The organism is Paenibacillus mucilaginosus 3016 (genome assembly GCF_000250655.1).
GTDB classification, from domain to species: domain Bacteria; phylum Bacillota; class Bacilli; order Paenibacillales; family NBRC-103111; genus Paenibacillus_G; species Paenibacillus_G mucilaginosus.
In genome coordinates, this window is sequence record NC_016935.1 from 138,989 (window position 1) to 155,648 (window position 16,660).

At 57.9% G+C, this 16,660-nt stretch carries 13 protein-coding genes and 1 pseudogene; 6 read left to right on the forward strand and 8 right to left on the reverse strand.

Features of this window, described 5'->3' with window-relative positions; all coding sequences use genetic code 11:
• Positions 1 to 118 precede the first annotated feature (118 nt).
• A complete protein-coding gene (locus tag PM3016_RS00640) occupies positions 119 to 874 on the reverse strand; it encodes a flagellar motor protein MotB (RefSeq protein ID WP_013913955.1) in 756 nt (251 codons plus the stop codon).
• Complete coding sequence (locus tag PM3016_RS00645) at positions 858 to 1,649, reverse strand: flagellar motor protein (RefSeq protein WP_014368119.1); 792 nt, start codon at positions 1,647 to 1,649, stop codon at positions 858 to 860. Before PM3016_RS00645 ends, PM3016_RS00640 begins: the two co-directional genes overlap by 17 nt.
• Positions 1,650 to 2,005: 356 nt before the next feature.
• Here PM3016_RS00645 and uvrB point away from each other — a divergent pair, with 356 nt between their 5' ends.
• A complete protein-coding gene (gene uvrB / locus PM3016_RS00650; RefSeq protein WP_013913957.1) occupies positions 2,006 to 4,003 on the forward strand; it encodes an excinuclease ABC subunit UvrB in 1,998 nt (665 codons plus the stop codon).
• Between the two features lie 22 nt (positions 4,004 to 4,025).
• Positions 4,026 to 6,909, forward strand: a pseudogene (uvrA, locus tag PM3016_RS00655) (excinuclease ABC subunit UvrA).
• A 203-nt stretch (positions 6,910 to 7,112) separates the two neighbouring features.
• Here the strand turns inward: uvrA and PM3016_RS00660 are convergent.
• Together PM3016_RS00660 and PM3016_RS38345 are read right to left on the reverse strand one after the other, a co-directional pair.
• Positions 7,113 to 7,700, reverse strand: a complete 588-nt coding sequence (locus PM3016_RS00660; protein ID WP_420798964.1) for a TetR/AcrR family transcriptional regulator — start codon at positions 7,698 to 7,700, stop codon at positions 7,113 to 7,115.
• 26 nt (positions 7,701 to 7,726) lie between these two features.
• Positions 7,727 to 7,894 (reverse strand): hypothetical protein, encoded by a 168-nt coding sequence (locus PM3016_RS38345; RefSeq protein ID WP_013913960.1) that lies wholly within the window; start codon positions 7,892 to 7,894, stop codon positions 7,727 to 7,729.
• Positions 7,895 to 8,258: 364 nt separating this feature from the next.
• Between PM3016_RS38345 and PM3016_RS00665 the strand changes: the two genes are divergently transcribed.
• From PM3016_RS00665 to PM3016_RS00675, 3 genes are all read left to right on the forward strand, one after another.
• Positions 8,259 to 9,149 carry an SDR family oxidoreductase gene (locus PM3016_RS00665; RefSeq protein ID WP_013913962.1) on the forward strand — a complete coding sequence of 297 codons (891 nt, stop codon included), beginning with the start codon at positions 8,259 to 8,261 and terminating at the stop codon, positions 9,147 to 9,149.
• A gap of 386 nt (positions 9,150 to 9,535) precedes the next feature.
• A complete protein-coding gene (locus PM3016_RS00670; RefSeq protein ID WP_013913963.1) occupies positions 9,536 to 9,754 on the forward strand; it encodes a DUF2759 family protein in 219 nt (72 codons plus the stop codon).
• A gap of 191 nt (positions 9,755 to 9,945) precedes the next feature.
• Positions 9,946 to 11,148 carry a hypothetical protein gene (locus tag PM3016_RS00675; protein ID WP_014368122.1) on the forward strand — a complete coding sequence of 401 codons (1,203 nt, stop codon included), beginning with the start codon at positions 9,946 to 9,948 and terminating at the stop codon, positions 11,146 to 11,148.
• Between the two features lie 82 nt (positions 11,149 to 11,230).
• Here PM3016_RS00675 and PM3016_RS00680 read toward each other — a convergent pair whose 3' ends face one another.
• Positions 11,231 to 12,199 (reverse strand): sugar phosphate isomerase/epimerase family protein, encoded by a 969-nt coding sequence (locus tag PM3016_RS00680; RefSeq protein WP_013913965.1) that lies wholly within the window; start codon positions 12,197 to 12,199, stop codon positions 11,231 to 11,233.
• A 262-nt stretch (positions 12,200 to 12,461) separates the two neighbouring features.
• Here PM3016_RS00680 and PM3016_RS00685 point away from each other — a divergent pair, with 262 nt between their 5' ends.
• Entirely contained in the window at positions 12,462 to 12,752 is a 291-nt protein-coding gene (locus PM3016_RS00685) for a hypothetical protein (protein ID WP_013913967.1), read from the forward strand.
• A gap of 259 nt (positions 12,753 to 13,011) precedes the next feature.
• Here the strand turns inward: PM3016_RS00685 and PM3016_RS00690 are convergent, their stop codons facing one another.
• The 3 genes from PM3016_RS00690 to PM3016_RS00700 all read right to left on the reverse strand — a co-directional run bounded on the left by PM3016_RS00690 (position 13,012) and on the right by PM3016_RS00700 (position 16,660).
• Positions 13,012 to 14,163 (reverse strand): MBOAT family O-acyltransferase, encoded by a 1,152-nt coding sequence (locus PM3016_RS00690; RefSeq protein ID WP_013913968.1) that lies wholly within the window; start codon positions 14,161 to 14,163, stop codon positions 13,012 to 13,014.
• Positions 14,164 to 14,334: 171 nt separating this feature from the next.
• Positions 14,335 to 15,255 (reverse strand): hypothetical protein, encoded by a 921-nt coding sequence (locus PM3016_RS00695; RefSeq protein ID WP_014368124.1) that lies wholly within the window; start codon positions 15,253 to 15,255, stop codon positions 14,335 to 14,337.
• Positions 15,256 to 15,463: 208 nt separating this feature from the next.
• On the reverse strand, positions 15,464 to 16,660 hold the full coding sequence (locus tag PM3016_RS00700) for a class-II aminoacyl-tRNA synthetase family protein (protein WP_014368125.1): 1,197 nt from the start codon (positions 16,658 to 16,660) through the stop codon (positions 15,464 to 15,466).

Sequence of the window (16,660 nt, forward strand, 5' to 3'; positions counted from 1 at the left end):
CCGGGGATGGGGTGCCTGGCCGCCCGGCCAACCGAATCCTCGGCCGACAACAAAGAGCCGCCTGTGCTGCATGCACAAGCGGCTTTTTGGAGATAATGGCATCCAAGAATAGGAAATTTCAGCTTGCCGGCTCTTCCCACAGGACGACGATCTCCACCCGGCGGTTCTTGGCCCGGTTCTCCGCGGACGTATTCTCTGCGACCGGCCGGGTATGAGCATATGAGGCGGAGACGAATTTCTGCGGATCGAGCTGCGTATCGTAGAGGAAGTAGCGGAGCACGGAGAGCGAGCGTGCTCCCGACAGTCCCCAGTTGTCGACGTAGATGGAACCGGTGGCCAAGGGCAGATCGTCCGTGTGCCCTTCGATGCTGATCGTGGCGTCGATCTCGGCGAACAGGCTGGACAGCTTCTCAAGCACCGGCTTGGCCTCGGGCTTAAGCTCGGCCTTGCCGAGGTCGAACAGGAACAGATCGTTCATCGTGAAGGTCACGCCGCGGGTGGTGGTAGCCGCGTTCACCTGAGCCTGCAGGTTGTTCGCTTCAATGTAAGCCTGCATCTGGCCGACCATCTGCTGGAACTGGCGCTCCCGGTACAGCCGCTTTTCGCGCTCAAGCTGGAGCCTGGCATCGTCGGCCCCGAGCGGCGGATTGACGCCGCCGGTGATACCGTCCCCCCCATCGAGCACGGAATGGGAGCGGTTGAACTCGGAGCGGAGCGCATCGGAGATCTCATCATATTTATCGAGATCCACCTTGCTCATAGAGTACATCACCACGAAGAAAATCAGGAGCAGCGTGATCAGATCGGCGTAGGTGATCAGCCAGCGGTCATGGCCTCCGCCCGGAGCGTTTTCGCGCTTACGCCGGCGTGCCATCGTCTTCGACCTCCTCCGTGCGTCCGCTTTGGTCCTTGACCAGGAACGTCATCATCTTTTTCTTGATCAGATACGGATTCTCTCCTGCTTGAAGGGCCAGGATGCCTTCGAGCAGAAGCTCTTTTTCGGCGATGACTTCCTGCCCTCTTACTTTGATCTTATTTGCCAAGGGAAGATAGATGAGGTTCGCTGTGGCCACACCGTATAAGGTGGCCGTAAAAGCAACGGCGATGGCCGGCGCGAGATTGCCGGGTTCCGAGAGATTGCCTAGAACATGAATGAGTCCCATGACGGTGCCGATAATGCCCATGGTCGGGGCGTAGCCCCCGGCCGATTCCAGGACGCGTGCGCGGCTTTCATACTGCTGCTCGAGCGCGTCCATCTCCAGCTCCAGGATCTGTTTGGTGAGGGATGGATCGGTGCCGTCCACGACGAGGGTCAGTCCCTCGCGCAGGAACGGGTCGGGGTGCTGCTGCGCCCGCTGTTCCAGAGACAGCACGCCTTCGCGCCGGGCTACCGACGCCATCTCCATCATCTCGTCGATATGCCTTCGCGGATCGGCCAGGGGGATGCGGAAGGCCATCCGCAGCGCGCCCAGTGTACCTTTCAGATGGGACCAGGGGAACGATACGGCAACGGCCCCCAAGGTGCCTCCGATCACGATAAGAAGCGCGCTTGGCACGAAGAGGGACGACAGATCGCCCCCATCCCAGAGATATCCCCCGACCAGGGCGGCCAGGCCGGCCAGAATGCCAATAATTGTCGTCAAGTCCACGCTCTATTCACCTCTGATTTTGCTGTATTCAGCGCAGTTGCGCCTGTACTCCAAGTCGGCCCCAATCGCTGCTATCCGTTCTTCGCATATGCAAGGTAGTTTGTGTCATAAAGCCGGCTCCCATCCTTCAACCCCTGTGAAAAGTGGGTAAGTAAGGAGACGGTACGGTTTGCATGGGGGGGAGAAAACAAGTATAATGGATGGGAACAAATATTCCTATCCAAGGAATCGACCGGACCGCTTCCAAGCCGCATTCCGTTAAGGTATACTTCAACTAAAGTATGTTATCGGAAACGCAGCCGGAAAAGTTTAGCAAAACCTACCACTCTTTATAATGAACGGGTGATGAGATGACCATGCATAACGAAGTCGTCGTAAGCGACAAGAAATTTCAGCTTGTCTCTGACTTTACGCCCCAAGGCGACCAGCCTGCGGCGATCGAGAAGCTTGTTGAAGGATTTGAAGCCGGCGAGCGGTATCAGACGCTGCTCGGCGCTACGGGGACAGGGAAGACCTTCACCGCCGCCCATGTCATCGCCAAGCTGAACCGGCCGACGCTGCTCATGGCGCACAACAAGACGCTTGCTGCGCAGCTGTGCAGCGAGCTTAAGGAGTTTTTTCCGCACAATGCGGTCGAGTATTTCGTCAGCTACTACGATTACTACCAGCCGGAGGCGTACATTCCGTCGTCCGATACCTTCATAGAGAAAGACTCTTCCATCAACGACGAGATCGACAAGCTGCGCCACTCGGCGACCAGCGCCCTGTTCGAGCGGCGCGACGTCATCATTGTGGCGAGCGTATCGTGCATCTACGGCCTCGGTTCGCCGATGGAATACCGCAACATGGTCATGTCCCTGCGGGTGGGGATGGAACGCTCGCGCAATGACATTCTGCACCGGCTGATCGACATCCAGTACCAGCGCAACGACATGAACTTCGTGCGCGGAACGTTCCGCGTCCGCGGGGATGTCGTCGAGATTTTCCCTGCTTCGCACGGAGAGCATGCCGTCCGTGTCGAGCTTTTCGGCGATGAGATCGAACGGATCACCGAGATCGACGTCCTCACAGGCGAGATTCTCGGCGAACGCGACCATATCGCGATCTTCCCGGCGTCCCACTTCGTGACGGGGGAAGAGACGATGAAGCGGGCGCTGGTCAACATCGAGCGGGAGCTGGAGGAGCGCCTCGAGGAGCTGCGCGGACAGGGCAAGCTGCTTGAGGCCCAGCGTCTCGAGCAGCGCACGCGCTACGATATCGAGATGATGCAGGAGATGGGCTTCTGCTCCGGCATCGAGAACTATTCGGGGCCGCTGACGTTCCGGGAGCGCGGGGCGACGCCTTACACGCTGCTCGACTACTTCCCGGATGACTTCATCTGTATGATCGACGAATCGCACGTCACCCTGCCGCAGGTGCGCGCGATGTACAACGGGGACCGTGCGCGCAAGGAAGTGCTCGTGGATCACGGCTTCCGTCTGCCGTCGGCGATGGATAACCGGCCGCTGCGGTTCGAGGAGTTCGAGAAGAAGGTCGGCCAGCAGCTGTATATCTCGGCGACACCGGGGCCGTATGAGCTGGAGAAATGCCCGGAGATGGTGCAGCAGATCATCCGGCCTACCGGGCTGCTTGATCCGATCATCGAGGTGCGGCCGACGAAGGGCCAGATCGATGATCTTCTGGGCGAGATCAATGACCGCATCCGGAAAGACGAGCGCGTGCTGGTCACGACGCTGACCAAGAAGATGGCCGAAGACCTCACGGATTATCTCAAGGAGATCGGCATTAAGGTCCGCTACCTGCACTCCGACATCAAGACGCTCGAGCGGATGCAGATTCTCCGGGAGCTGCGGCTCGGCGTGTTTCATGTGCTCGTCGGCATCAACCTCCTGCGGGAGGGCCTCGACCTGCCGGAAGTATCGCTGGTTGCGATTCTCGACGCGGATAAGGAGGGCTTCCTCCGCGCGGAGCGCTCGCTGATTCAGACCATCGGCCGTGCCGCGCGGAATGCCGAAGGACGCGTCATCATGTACGGCGATAAGATCACCGACTCCATGGATAAGGCGATCAAGGAGACGGAACGCCGCCGCACCATCCAGATGGCCTATAACGAGAAGCACGGCATTACGCCGCAGACGATACAGAAGAAAGTGCGCGATGTGATCGAAGCGACGAAGGTAGCGGAGCAGAAGACCGAATACCTGGCGGACGTGAAGACGAAGATGTCGAAGAAAGACCGGATGAGCCTCATCGAACGGATGGAGCAGGAAATGAAGGAAGCAGCGAAGAACCTGCAGTTCGAGCGTGCCGCGGAGCTTCGCGATGCGGTGCTGGAGCTGAAGGCGGAGCTGTAGCGAAGGGAAGGTTGGATGGCTCGTGGCCAGAGACAACATTATCATTAAAGGCGCTAGGGCGCACAATTTGAAGAATATCGACGTGACGATCCCGCGGGATAAATTTGTCGTGCTGACGGGGCTCAGCGGATCCGGCAAATCGTCGCTGGCGTTCGATACGATCTATGCCGAAGGGCAGCGCAGGTATGTCGAGTCCCTGTCCGCGTACGCGCGGCAGTTCCTCGGCCAGATGGACAAGCCGGATGTGGATTCGATCGAAGGGTTGTCTCCGGCCATCTCCATCGACCAGAAGACGACGAGCCGCAACCCGCGTTCCACGGTAGGTACGGTTACGGAGATCTATGACTATCTCCGTCTCCTCTTCGCACGGATCGGGCGTCCGCACTGTCCGATCCACAAGATTGAGATCACGTCGCAGACCGTCGAGCAGATGGTCGACCGCATCATGGAATATCCGGAGCGTACCCGGTTGCAGATTCTGGCGCCGCTGATCTCCGGGCGCAAGGGCGAGCATTCCAAGCTGCTGGCGGATATCCAGAAGCAGGGGTTCGTCCGGGTACGGGTGAACGGAGAGATCCGTGAACTGTCGGAGAACATCGAGCTCGAGAAGAACAAGAAGCACAGCATCGAAGTGGTCGTCGACCGGATCGTCGTCAAGGAAGACGTGCAGACCCGTCTGGCCGATTCCCTCGAGACGGCGCTGAAGCTGGCCGATGGCCGGGTCATCGTCGACGTGATGGAGAAGGAAGAGCTTCTCTTCAGCCAGAACCTGGCCTGTCCGGAATGCGGCTTCAGCATCGAGGAGCTGGCCCCGCGGATGTTCTCGTTCAACTCGCCTTCGGGGCTTGCCCGGATTGCGACGGGCTCGGGCAGAAGATGATCGTGGATCCGGAGCTTCTTGTGCCGAACCCGAAGCTCTCCATCGAAGAGGGCGCCTTCGAGGCCTGGGCCGGCAGCACCTCCAACTACTATCCGCAGTTCCTGGCAGCTGTGTGCGCGCACTACGGCATTCCGATGGATAAGCCGGTCGCTGAGCTCACCAAGGAGCAGATGCAGAAGCTGCTTAACGGAACCGGCGGAGAGAAGGTGCGCTTCCGCTACGAGAACGACTTTGGACACAAGAAAGAAGCCATGGTTGCGTTCGAAGGCATTGTCCATAACCTGGAGCGGCGTTACCGGGATACGTTCTCGGAGGGCATTCGTGAGCATATCGAGACGTATATGAGTGCCAAGCCCTGCGGGAAGTGCAAGGGCGACCGGCTGAAGCCCGAATCCCTGGCGGTAACCATCAATGACCGCAACGTGGCGCACGTGACTTCCTTGTCGATCGGGGAGGCGCAGAACTGGTTCGATTCGCTTCACCTGACCGACCGGGAGATGCAGATCGCCCACCTGATACTCAAGGAGATTCGTTCACGGCTCGGCTTCCTTGTCAACGTGGGTCTCGACTATTTGACGCTGCATCGTGCTGCCGGTACGCTGTCCGGCGGGGAGGCGCAGCGGATCCGGCTTGCAACCCAGATCGGCTCATCCCTGATGGGCGTGCTGTACATCCTTGACGAGCCCAGCATCGGGCTGCACCAGCGGGACAATGACCGGCTGATCCAGACGCTGGAGCACATGCGCAATCTCGGCAATACGCTGATTGTCGTCGAGCATGACGAAGACACGATGATGGCCGCCGACTATATTATCGATATCGGGCCCGGTGCCGGAATTCACGGCGGGCGGTGGTGGCGCAGGGGACACCGAAGGAGATCATGGAGGATAAGAACTCCCTGACCGGTCAGTACCTCAGCGGGCGGAAGTTCATCCCTGTTGCCGCCGAACGTCGCAAGCCGAACGGCAAGTGGATTGAGATTCGCGGAGCGAAGGAGAACAATCTTCGCGGCGTCAACGTGAAGTTCCCGCTTGGGGTGTTCGCCTGCGTGACCGGGGTCTCCGGCTCCGGCAAAAGTACGCTCATTAACGAGATTCTGTACAAGAATCTCGCCAGGGAGCTCAACGGGGCGAAGGTACGCCCGGGTGATCACAAGGAGTTCCGCGGTTTGGAGCATCTCGACAAGGTCATTGACATCGACCAATCGCCGATCGGCCGGACACCGCGGTCCAACCCGGCAACCTATACGGGCGTCTTCGACGACATTCGTGACGTCTACTCCACCACCACGGAGGCGAAGGTGCGCGGCTACAAGAAAGGCCGGTTCTCCTTCAACGTGAAGGGCGGCCGCTGCGAAGCCTGCCGGGGCGACGGGATCATCAAGATCGAGATGCACTTCCTTCCGGACGTCTACGTGCCATGCGAAGTCTGCAAGGGCAAGCGATACAACCGGGAGACACTTGAGATTAAGTACAAGGGCAAGAGCATTGCCGAAGTGCTGGAGATGACGATTGAGGATGCCTGCGAGTTCTTCAAGAACATCCCGCGGATCCACCGCAAGCTGCAGACGCTCCTCGACGTGGGCTTGGGTTATATGAACCTGGGCCAGCCGGCTACCACGCTCTCCGGCGGGGAAGCCCAGCGGGTGAAGCTGGCTGCGGAGCTGTACCGGCGCAGCACGGGCAAGACGATCTACATTCTCGATGAACCGACGACCGGTCTGCACATTGACGATATCGATCGTCTGCTGAAGGTGCTGCACCGCCTGGTCGAGAATGGAGAAACGGTGCTGGTCATCGAGCATAACCTCGATGTGATCAAGACCGCGGATTACATTATCGACCTCGGGCCGGAAGGCGGCAGCCGGGGCGGAACGATCGTGGCGACGGGTACGCCGGAGGATGTCGTGAAGGTCGAAGGTTCGTACACCGGCCGATACCTCAAGCCGATCCTGGAACGCGACCGGGCCCGTTCGGAGGATTACCGCCAGCGGCTGAAGGAGATGGAGGATGCCGTGGTTTCGTAGAACCTGTGCATCGGCTTCTCCCTTCAAAAAGAAAGCTCTGTGAGTCTTAACCGACTCCAGAGTTTTTTTTGTGTGTTATAAGCTGAAGCGGGGAGGCGGGTAAGCAGGAGCAGGAAGCATAACTTTCGAGGGGAGATTAACGGGGATTGAGGAGGAATTTTCTAACCGCCCAAGGGTTGGAGTAAGGTGGTCTGGAACGGAGGTCAGGCACGGATACCGTTCCAGAAGATGCTCCAAGCCAGGCGCAGCCGGTGTTCGGCTTCGTGCGGAGGATAATAGAAGCGCTGGACGAAGCAGCCGTCAACCAGGCAGTAGTACGAAGCGAGGAGCTCGTCCGCAGGGATGGGACGTATCGCTCCCAGGTCAGCCGCTTCACGGAAGATGCGGCAGAGGGGTTCGGAGAGCAGGCGCTCCGATGCGAGGAAGCGAGCCTTAATTTCCTGCTCCAGGGCTGGAGGAGGGAACAGGGTCAGGCGTTTGAGGAAGAGCAGCTTCTCTTCACTAACGTCTTCCCCGTGGCAGAAGAGAACGAGAATCCGGAAGAGCATCTCATCAGGCGTGGATGCTTCGAGCTGACGGATAAGCCGGCAGACGGTTTCCACGCGTTCTTGAAGCACATCATCAAAGAGGTGGAGGAGCAGGCTTTCTTTGCTGCGGAAGTGGGCGTAGAACGAGGGCGTCTTGATCCCCACTTCTTTGGCTATATCGGACAATGGTGTGCCCTCATAGCCTTTATAGGCAAACTCGTGCAGGGCGGCAGCCCGGATCCGGTTGCGCGTCAAAGGTGACACCCGCTTTCGGGTAGAGTAGATGGTCATTAGGCCAAGCTGCGGGACAGAGGCCGCTGCCTGCGAAGCTGCCGCCGCAGCTGGGTCATCAGGCGGGAGAGACGGGGCAGACGATACGAGCGTGTCCGCAAGGAAGTTTGGGCAGCGGTGCGGTCGTTGGACAAGACAAAGCAGGGGGCCGACGATACCGGATACATGAAGCTTGCACCTCCTAAGATTCAACTTTCTTCAAGTATATGTTATATATAATGACATGTAAACTGCGTATTTTAATAGCAACCGCTTTCTTACACAGTTTTTTATCATTTGCGTAATTATAACTTACATTGATGAGTGGCAGAATCAAGTTCACAAAATCATACTCCGGCTTTTCGGGGCATAATCTGTCCCGTTGTGGGAGGGATGACGGATGTCTACAGCTGACCGGGATCGGTGAAGAGAAGACGCAGCGATAACTCATGAGATTCAGCTGCTTGGCACTCTTGCAAACTATGACATGTGTTGACGGGGTTACCGGCTATGATAAAGGGGAGAAAAGGAAGAGAAAGGATGGATACTCCCATGCTGCCATTACAAGGCAAAGTAGCTGTTGTTGCAGGAGCCACAAGAGGAGCCGGAAGGGCGATCGCCGTATCCTTAGGGGAAGCAGGTGCCATCGTCTATTGTACCGGGCGAAGTGTCAGGGGCCGCCTCTCGCCCATCGGACGGCAGGAGACGATCGATGAGACGGCAGAGCTGGTCACGGCCCGGGGAGGGCGGGGAATCCCTGTAAGGGTCGATCATACCGTAGAAGATGAGGTCCGGGGATTGTTCGCGCGGGTTCAGGAGGAGCAGGACGGTCGGCTCGATATCCAGGTCAACGATATTTGGGGCGGTGAGCACCTGACCGCCTGGGGCAAGCCGTTCTGGGAATCCTCATTGGAGGATGGGCTGCTGATGCAGAGACAGGCCGTACATTCCCATATGATCACTTCTTATTATGGAGCGCCGCTCATGACCGCGCGGGGGCAGGGACTCATTATCGAGGTGACGGACGGATTCGATTACCGGTACCGCGGGAATCTGTACTATTCCCTTGCCAAAATTTCGGCTATCCACCTTGCGGAAGCGATGGCCGCCGAGCTGAAGTCCACCGGCGTTACCGCGTTATCCGTAACGCCGGGCTTCCTGCGGTCCGAGCAGATGCTCGACCACTTCGGGGTGAGCGAAGAGAATTGGCGGGATGCGATCGCGCAGGAGCCGCACTATGCCGAATCGGAAACCCCTTACCTGCTCGGACGGGGCATCGCAGCACTGGCTGCCGATCCGAAGGTGGCGGACAAAGCGGGCCGCATTCTTACCTCCTGGGACCTGTCGGAGGAATACGGATATTCGGATATCGACGGCCGACGGCCGCACTGGGGCCGGTATGCGGCGAAGCACAGGCTGTACGATAATCCTCTCACTCCTTAAGAATAATTGAGCGCCAAAAAAGCCGGCTGGCGGGTGATCCCGTACGGCCGGCTTGTGCTTTGCAGATGAAGAAATACGTCCTTGGAAGGATAGTAAGATCCGAGACCTGCTTCCCTGTTCCTCTGTGCTGTCCGCGGTTATAAATACTCGAAGAAATGGATAATTTATAGGAGCGGCAAAGTGTAGAAAACAGGGGTAAATCTATTCTTATCGTAACACTTTTGCGAAAATCCGACAATCCTTTTGGCTTCTCTAGGCTGAAAACAAGGCTTATCCTGGTCAAAAGTTGACAAAGTTGTTACACTTGGGACATGCGGCTTGCACTCCCGTTCGTCTCAGGATAAGATAAGAGTTAAGCATTTTTGTATACTGAAGGAGGTCTCTCCATGTTTATGGCTGCTGAAGCAGGAGCGGCAACGGCCAGCTCGTTTACCGGGTTCGACCCGTTCGTGATCCTGTTCACGTTGGTTATTGCCATCGGCGTGATTCGCTTAATCGGCGCGAAGAAGAAGAATCCGTTTGCCATCGGCTTTGGGCTTGTGAGTTTGGCCGTATTCGGATTAATGACCGTAGTAATGGTAATGGGCTGGATGGGCCAGCTGTAACCGTTACCGGTGAATAGCATGTACTAATCCCGACAAAAACCTCGGACCCCGGCCAAGCCCGGTCTGGGGTTTTTTTAGTTTCAACAGAAAGGGCGGATGGACTTCTAACGGTATCGAAGTCGGTTGGCGATGGGCTGCAACAACCCGAATCCCTTCTTCGTCAGTAGCGGTATATGGGGGGGGGGAATGGGATGATCAGGAGATTTGGGCTTGGACTTTTTGCCGGACTGACGGCTGCCGTCCTGCTGCTTCCTTCGGCGGCGGACGCGGGAGTGGTGCCGGCCACCGTGTTCACGATCATCGGGGAGACGGAAGTGTATACGAAGGAAGGGGGAGGCGGGAGGCCGATGGGCCGGATCGCCCCTTACCAGAGTGTGACGCTGGCACCGGACGGTCCGTTCGACTGGTATGATGAGCGTCCGCAGGACCCCTGGCTCAAGGTCTCTACCTGGCTGGGCAGTCAATGGATCCGGGATGATGACCGCGTGCTGTACGGTGAGTTCAAAGAGCAGACACAGACGCTGACGCTAATAGGGACGACACGGCTGTTCTCACGTCCGGACTACGGCGCGGCGACTGGAGAATCGCTGGCTCCCCAGCAGGTGGTATCGACTGCTTCGATCGGCTACGCACCCAAGTATATCACCAACACTCTAAGTGCAATGGCGCAAAGCGGAACTTGGTACCGGATTGAAACCTCCTGGCGGGGGCCGGTGTGGATTGCGAATCCTGCGCTGATGGAAGAGGTGAAGGCGGAGGTCGTAGACTATGATGTGCTGCTGACCGGACAGGAATCCGCGTACCCCCTTCCTTATGCCGAAGGGGAAGGAGATAAATTGGAGGCGGGGATCGTCCGGGCATCTGCTCGTTGGGAGGACCGGGCGATCCCATTCGCCGCCAAACTCTGGTACAAGGTCAAGCTGCCGCAGGGAGAGCGCTGGATTCAGCCGGAGCATGAATCACTGGAGAACTATCGCGGAGAACAAAAACCTATAGAACTGAAGACGAAGACCAGGTATTTTGAAGAGCCCAACCTGACCTACGACCGGACCCGCTGGCTCGAGCCGGGCACCTATCCTGTCGTGGAGTCGTTTGGAGATTGGATGCGGATCGAAACACCGGATGGGGCCAAATGGATTTATCCCAAGCGGGTCCTGATGGAACGTCCGGAAGGCATCCTTCCGGTGCAGGAGACCATCCGTATAAGCGGCCGTACCCAGACGTATTATTTTCCTCACAATGCGGAGCCCTGCCATACGGAGGGGTTCTTTGCACCCCAAGAGGTTCAGGCGTTCGAGAAATGGACCTCTCCCGAAGGTGTGGTATGGTACCATATCACCACGTTCAGCGGCGAGGAATGGGTCCCGGAAGAGCCTCTGGGCCAAACCGGATAGAAAGAAGTTCTACGACAAAAAGGAGTGCCTTCCACAGCGGAAAGCACTCCTTCTTTTGAAATATCAGAAAGGAATCAGCGTATTACACCCACCACATTTCGCCGAGCGGCTCCTTGATCAGCACCTGCTGCAGGTTCTGAACGGCCTTCGTGAAGCCTTCCTCGACGGACATCAGGCCGTCTTCGTGCTCGATGGACACGACGTAGTCATAGCCGACCAGGCGCAGGGCGGAGATGATGTCGGCCCATACCTTGATGTCATGGCCGTAGCCTACGGTGCGGAACTGCCATGCGCGGTCCAGCATGTTGCTGTACGACTGCATGTCCGTCAGGCCATAGCGGTTGACGTTGATCGGGTCAATCGAAGTGTCCTTGGCGTGGAAGTGATGGATGGCGCCGGCGCGGCCGAGAATCTGGATCGCCTGCACCGGATCGATGCCCTGCCACCACATGTGGCTTGGGTCGAGGTTCGCGCCGATAACGTCACCGGCAGCCTCACGCAGACGCAGAAGCGTAGCCGGCGTATGCACGGAGAAACCGCCGTGGAGCTCCAGACCGAACTTCACGCTGCGGTCGGAAGCATATTTGCCGGTTTCGGTCCAGTAAGGGATGACCTTGTTCGCCCACTGCCAATCCAGGATCTCCTGGAAGTCCGGCGGCCATGGGGCAACCGGCCAGTTTGGGTACTTCGCATCGTCGGAATCGCCCGGGCAGCCGGAGAACGTATTGACGACAGGCACTTCGAGCTTCTGGGCCAGGTCCACCGTCTTGATGATCGTATCATGCGCTTCCTGCGCGATGGCCTTCTGCGGGTGCAGCGGATTGGCGTGGCAGCTCAGGGCGGAGATGGTCAGGCCGCGGGACTCCACGGCGTGCTTGAATGCTTTCAGCTTGCTCTCATCAGCGAGCAGTACGTCCGGGTTGCAATGGGCATTGCCCGGGTATGCGCCGGTGCCGATCTCGACAGCCTGCAGGCCCTGCGCCGCGATATAATCGAGCGCTTCCTCCAGGGGCTTCTGCTGGAACAATACCGTAAATACGCCTAATTTCATAAGGACACCTCCGAAGGTATGTATAAAATGAACGCGTGTACACTAAACAGCTCAATCAAAATTATACCATTCTCCGTGCCAGTTCTCAAAGTGTGATTTTCCGACAAATCCCGTCAGCCCTTCTGTCCATATTCCGCCAAGAATAGGGGGAACTTTCGCTTTATCCTCGACACCATTCACGATACTTTGCAAGCAAGTTACCTTATGATAGTTGTGTCTTTCCCAGGCTTTCCAAATTATTTAGAGAGGGCGGATCGAATACATGAGAAAAGACACTCAAATCGTTGAAACAGCTGTTGGCACCTGGCTGCGGTTTCCCGGCAGCTTTAAGAAGCACCAATGTCTCGTTGAGCTGTCCGATCAGCTTTCGCTCGACATCAATTTGAAGTCAGGTCTTGTGCATGTGCATCAGAAGGATGGCAACGACGTGTTTCAGCATGTAGGCGACCTGTGCCTGGCTCCTGTGGGAGGCCAGCTGCAGCTCTCCTTCGTATCCACTCAGCCTCAGGATCCCCGTAAGGAGCTGCCTCTGGCACAGCCGGATGCAAGCTGATACACAGCGTAGCGCACTAGCACGGCAGGGAGGACGGCCGCAGCAGACAGCAAGGGAATACCAGCAGGCGGATCATGGCTTTAAGGGTTTGGAAAGCGGGGTTATGTTGCGGAACGGCTGGCAGCGGTGATGCCTAGCTGTCCCGGCGGTCCTGGTAAGGCGAGCTTCGGATGGGGCCGCCGGATCGCAAAAAAAGCAGCGTCCGTCTGACGGATCGCTGCTTCTTTTTCGTGTGCCTATGCCTAGGCAGGGGTCGAGGTTACCAAGGGAGGTTGAGCAGGCCGCGGTAGATGCGCAGCACCGCCTCTTCGTTCGGGCTGTAAACGATGATCGCCAGCGTGACGATCAGCTGGGTCAGCGCACAGCGGGCATAGAAGTGGGTCTTCGACACCTTCCGCTTGTTGACCGTCGTGCGGCCCAGAAGATTCTCCAGAGCGATGAAGAGGCCGTGATAAATCCCCCACAGCAGATACAGCCAGGAGAAACCGTGCCAGAGTCCAATGAGCACCATGATCAGCACGGACAAGCCGGCGGCGGTCCACTTGGTAGGTGTCTGCCTCGAGAAGAAGATGAAGATATGGTCGCGGAACCAGTCGCCGAGCGTGGCGTGCCAGTTGCGCCAATACTGCGTCAAGGTCGGTGAGGAGAACGGCTTCTTGAAGTTCTCCGGCACGTTGTAGCCCATCAGGCGTCCGAATCCGACGGCGATGTCCGAATAGCCGGAGAAATCGAAGTAGATCCAGGCATAGAAGACGATCATCAGGAAGAGAGACTCATGCGTCTGCAGTTCTCCCTCCGATACATAGTCGAACAGGGTGCTGGCCCAGGTGACGAGTACGACCCTTTTGAACAGGCCGAGAATGATGCGCTTGATATTCACTTCGGCCTGGGCCGCATCGACCTGATAGGGCTGCTTGGCATCCGCCATGAAGTCACGGAACTTCAGGATCGGTCCGGACGTGAAGGTCGGCAGGAACAGAATATAGTTGAAATAGTCGAGCACGTGCGCTTTGGCGTCCTGCTTGAAGAAGTAGGCGAAATACAGGGCGTCGATCACCTTGAGCACATTATAGATGAGACCGATGACCAGGGCGGCGTCATACCAGGTGCCGGTGAAGATCTTCATGTCGAAGAGCCTCAAGGAGGACACCAGGCCGATATTCAGGGCGATCAGCCCGATGAACCAGGCCAGGCGAGCCCGGGTGACGACGCTCAGGAAGCGGAAGGCGAGGTAATTCAGCGCCGTATAGCCGAGATAGAAGAAGAACAGCTTGGAGCTGAATACGACCAGAAAGCTGAGGTTGAACGCGAGCAGCAGCAGGCGTTTGTTCCCCCGCCACTTCCGCGTCAGCGCCAGGACGATCACCATGCCCAGCATCGCCAGCACGGCGTTCATATTGAGATAAAACATCGGGATTCCTCCAGGACATCCAGCGGGCATACCATCATGCCGGGCACGGCTTCACCGCCGTACCCCTAGCGGGAACTCCGGCCGGGCCGGGCTCCTAGAAGTCTTCGTAGATAAAGACCCCTTCGCCGGTAAAATAAACGATAACCAGAATCAGCATAGCCAGATACACGATCACTTCGAGGATTTTGCGAGCGATGCCAGCCATGCATCCACCTCCTTCGTGAATACGGGCGCCCCTTCCTGGCGGCTCAGGTGTACGAGGTCATGGAACAGCCGGGGGTCATACCCCTGAAGCTTGTCGAGGACCGGAACACCGGCCGCCTGCAGCCGGGCGTTCACCGCCTGTTGAAGCCCCGGCATATAGCGCGGGAGCTCATAGCCGCGGTTCCACGGCATCCACACGACGCGCAGGGGCAGCGAACGCTCCTTCGCATAGGCGAGAAGCCAGTCAAGCGCCGCCAGGTTCTCACGGTAATCGGGCTCCCCCATCCAGCCGAAGCGCTTGTCGTAGTCGGCCCACTTTTTGCGGAGCTCCTCCTCGGTCTTGTGCCCGAAGTACAGTTCCTTGTCGATCCAGCGGGGCTGGTAAGCGAGCAGCTTGGTCGGGTCGAGCTCCACTGCTCCCATGTACAGCTGGCGGACGAACTCGGTGCCGGAATCCCGGAAATAATCGCGGTAAGCATACAGGTAAGGCTGATAAGGCTTCTTGAACCACTGGTAGGTCGGGTCGGTCTCCAGGCTGTCGATCATGGTGTGGACATCGATTCCGATGACAAGCTGCTCTTCTACCTGAAACCGCTCCTGTTCGAGAATCGCCTTCAGATCCGTCAGCTTGCCGTAGGACAGCCCCATCTCGATCAGAGGAGACTTCTTCGCGTCGGGTTCGATATAAGCGCCGGTGACCGCCGAGTTGCCGTAGAAGACCGGACCGTGCGCGGTCCAATCATGGTGATAGAGCGTCTTGGTAAAGTCGTTCTTATAGAAGCGCCGCGAGGTGACCATCGGGTCCCACAAGCTGACGGCCACATCCGTAAGGACGAAGGCAGCCAGCAGCAGCAGCACAAAACTGTTCTTTCGAAGAATAGCCATCATCGCTTTGGAACCACACTTTATCAAAAAGTTGCCGGCCGAGGGGGGCCGGTAAAGCCGTTTGTCTCCAATAGAAATGGCGGAACCCGGTGCCTGATACGCTTGGGGTTCCGCCGGCTTTGGATCACAGCAGGGCAGGCGCAGGGGCGCTGTGACTTCGCTGCCCTTCGTTTACGGGATTCGGTTTATCGCGTCGACGAGGCGTCACGAGCTACAGGGCTTTGGCCTGCCAAGCGTGGTACTGCTCGCGGAAGGCGGCAGGCCACTGGGCCTCATCCAGGCCGTATTGGGCAAGGAAGGCGAATGCCCAGCGCTCGATGCCGAAGCCGACGCAGCCGGTCACAGCCGGACGCTTGCCGACCTTGATGTTGAACGCATTGCCGAACGTGTTGCTGTGGAAGTTGACGGACGAGCAGGCGATCGACTTGCCTACGCTTGGGATCGTCAGCCGCAGCTCGTATTTCATCTCCTGATTGCGCTGGAAGGAGGCTTTCACCTGGAAGTCATTGGTGAAGAACGGATCGTTCGCGATCTCGAGCAGGCTGTCGACGTTCCATTCCACGGCGAGCTCCTTCAGGTATTCGATGGCCTGCAGCCGGTGTTCCTTCACGAATTCCGGCTTGCCGACGAAGATGATCTCGCGCATCGAGAAGTCGAGCAGGCGGCCGAAGTCCGTGTGGTTGCGCGACTCGAAGCGGTGGCACTTCGAGATGGCCGTCACGATCAGCCCGTCGCTCTCCAGCGTCTCGTTCTGCAGCCCTTCATAGCAGTGATAGCAGGTCGAAGGGTTCATCGTGAACTTAGGCAGCGGCATGTTGGCGTTCAGATCCAGCTCCATGTCTTCCTTCCAGCCGCCTGCCTCACGGATGGACTGGGAGAAGGCCTCGATAATGTCGAGATCCTCGCGCAGGTGCGTCAGGAAGTGGATATGCTCCGGGAAGGAGGTGAAGTGGTTCGTTTTGTTCAGCGTCGTGCTGTGGATGACGGCCGGATACTGCTCCTCCGTCACACCGGTGAAACGGCCGGCAATCTTCGAGACGAAGCTGTAATCGAAGAAGCGCATGAGGCTGGAGAACGGTTCCCGGAAAATGAACAGGCCCGGCTCCAGCACCTTGATGATCTTGCGCTCGGTCAGCTCGGCGATGATGTCGCCTTCGTACGGAGTGGCGACTTGATGCTCGAAGAGAATATTCTCCTTGAAGCCGAAGTCGCCTTGGGAGAACCGGTCGATGAGCTTGCGCACCCGTTCTTCGATCCCCTCGTTGCCCTTGGGGGAGTTGTGGACGATATGAATGCTGCCGCCCTCGAGGCGAATGTCCGAGATCGTCTCGTCGATGAAGGCGGAGGCGTATTTGAGCTGTCCGTGCTGGCTGGAGGCAAGGCCTTCCAGGGATACGACGCATTCCAT

Excerpts from the sequence above, each read along its gene's own strand:
- PM3016_RS00640 (WP_013913955.1), bottom strand. The coding sequence starts at position 874 with ATGGCACGCCGGCGTAAGCGCGAAAACGCTCCGGGCGGAGGCCATGAC.
- uvrB (WP_013913957.1), top strand. The coding sequence starts at position 2,006 with ATGCATAACGAAGTCGTCGTAAGCGACAAGAAATTTCAGCTTGTCTCT.
- PM3016_RS38345 (WP_013913960.1), bottom strand. The coding sequence starts at position 7,894 with ATGTATCCGGTATCGTCGGCCCCCTGCTTTGTCTTGTCCAACGACCGC.
- PM3016_RS00665 (WP_013913962.1), top strand. The coding sequence starts at position 8,259 with ATGCTGCCATTACAAGGCAAAGTAGCTGTTGTTGCAGGAGCCACAAGA.
- PM3016_RS00670 (WP_013913963.1), top strand. The coding sequence starts at position 9,536 with ATGTTTATGGCTGCTGAAGCAGGAGCGGCAACGGCCAGCTCGTTTACC.
- PM3016_RS00675 (WP_014368122.1), top strand. The coding sequence starts at position 9,946 with ATGATCAGGAGATTTGGGCTTGGACTTTTTGCCGGACTGACGGCTGCC.
- PM3016_RS00680 (WP_013913965.1), bottom strand. The coding sequence starts at position 12,199 with ATGAAATTAGGCGTATTTACGGTATTGTTCCAGCAGAAGCCCCTGGAG.
- PM3016_RS00685 (WP_013913967.1), top strand. The coding sequence starts at position 12,462 with ATGAGAAAAGACACTCAAATCGTTGAAACAGCTGTTGGCACCTGGCTG.
- PM3016_RS00690 (WP_013913968.1), bottom strand. The coding sequence starts at position 14,163 with ATGTTTTATCTCAATATGAACGCCGTGCTGGCGATGCTGGGCATGGTG.
- PM3016_RS00695 (WP_014368124.1), bottom strand. The coding sequence starts at position 15,255 with ATGATGGCTATTCTTCGAAAGAACAGTTTTGTGCTGCTGCTGCTGGCT.
- PM3016_RS00700 (WP_014368125.1), bottom strand. The coding sequence starts at position 16,660 with ATGGAATGCGTCGTATCCCTGGAAGGCCTTGCCTCCAGCCAGCACGGA.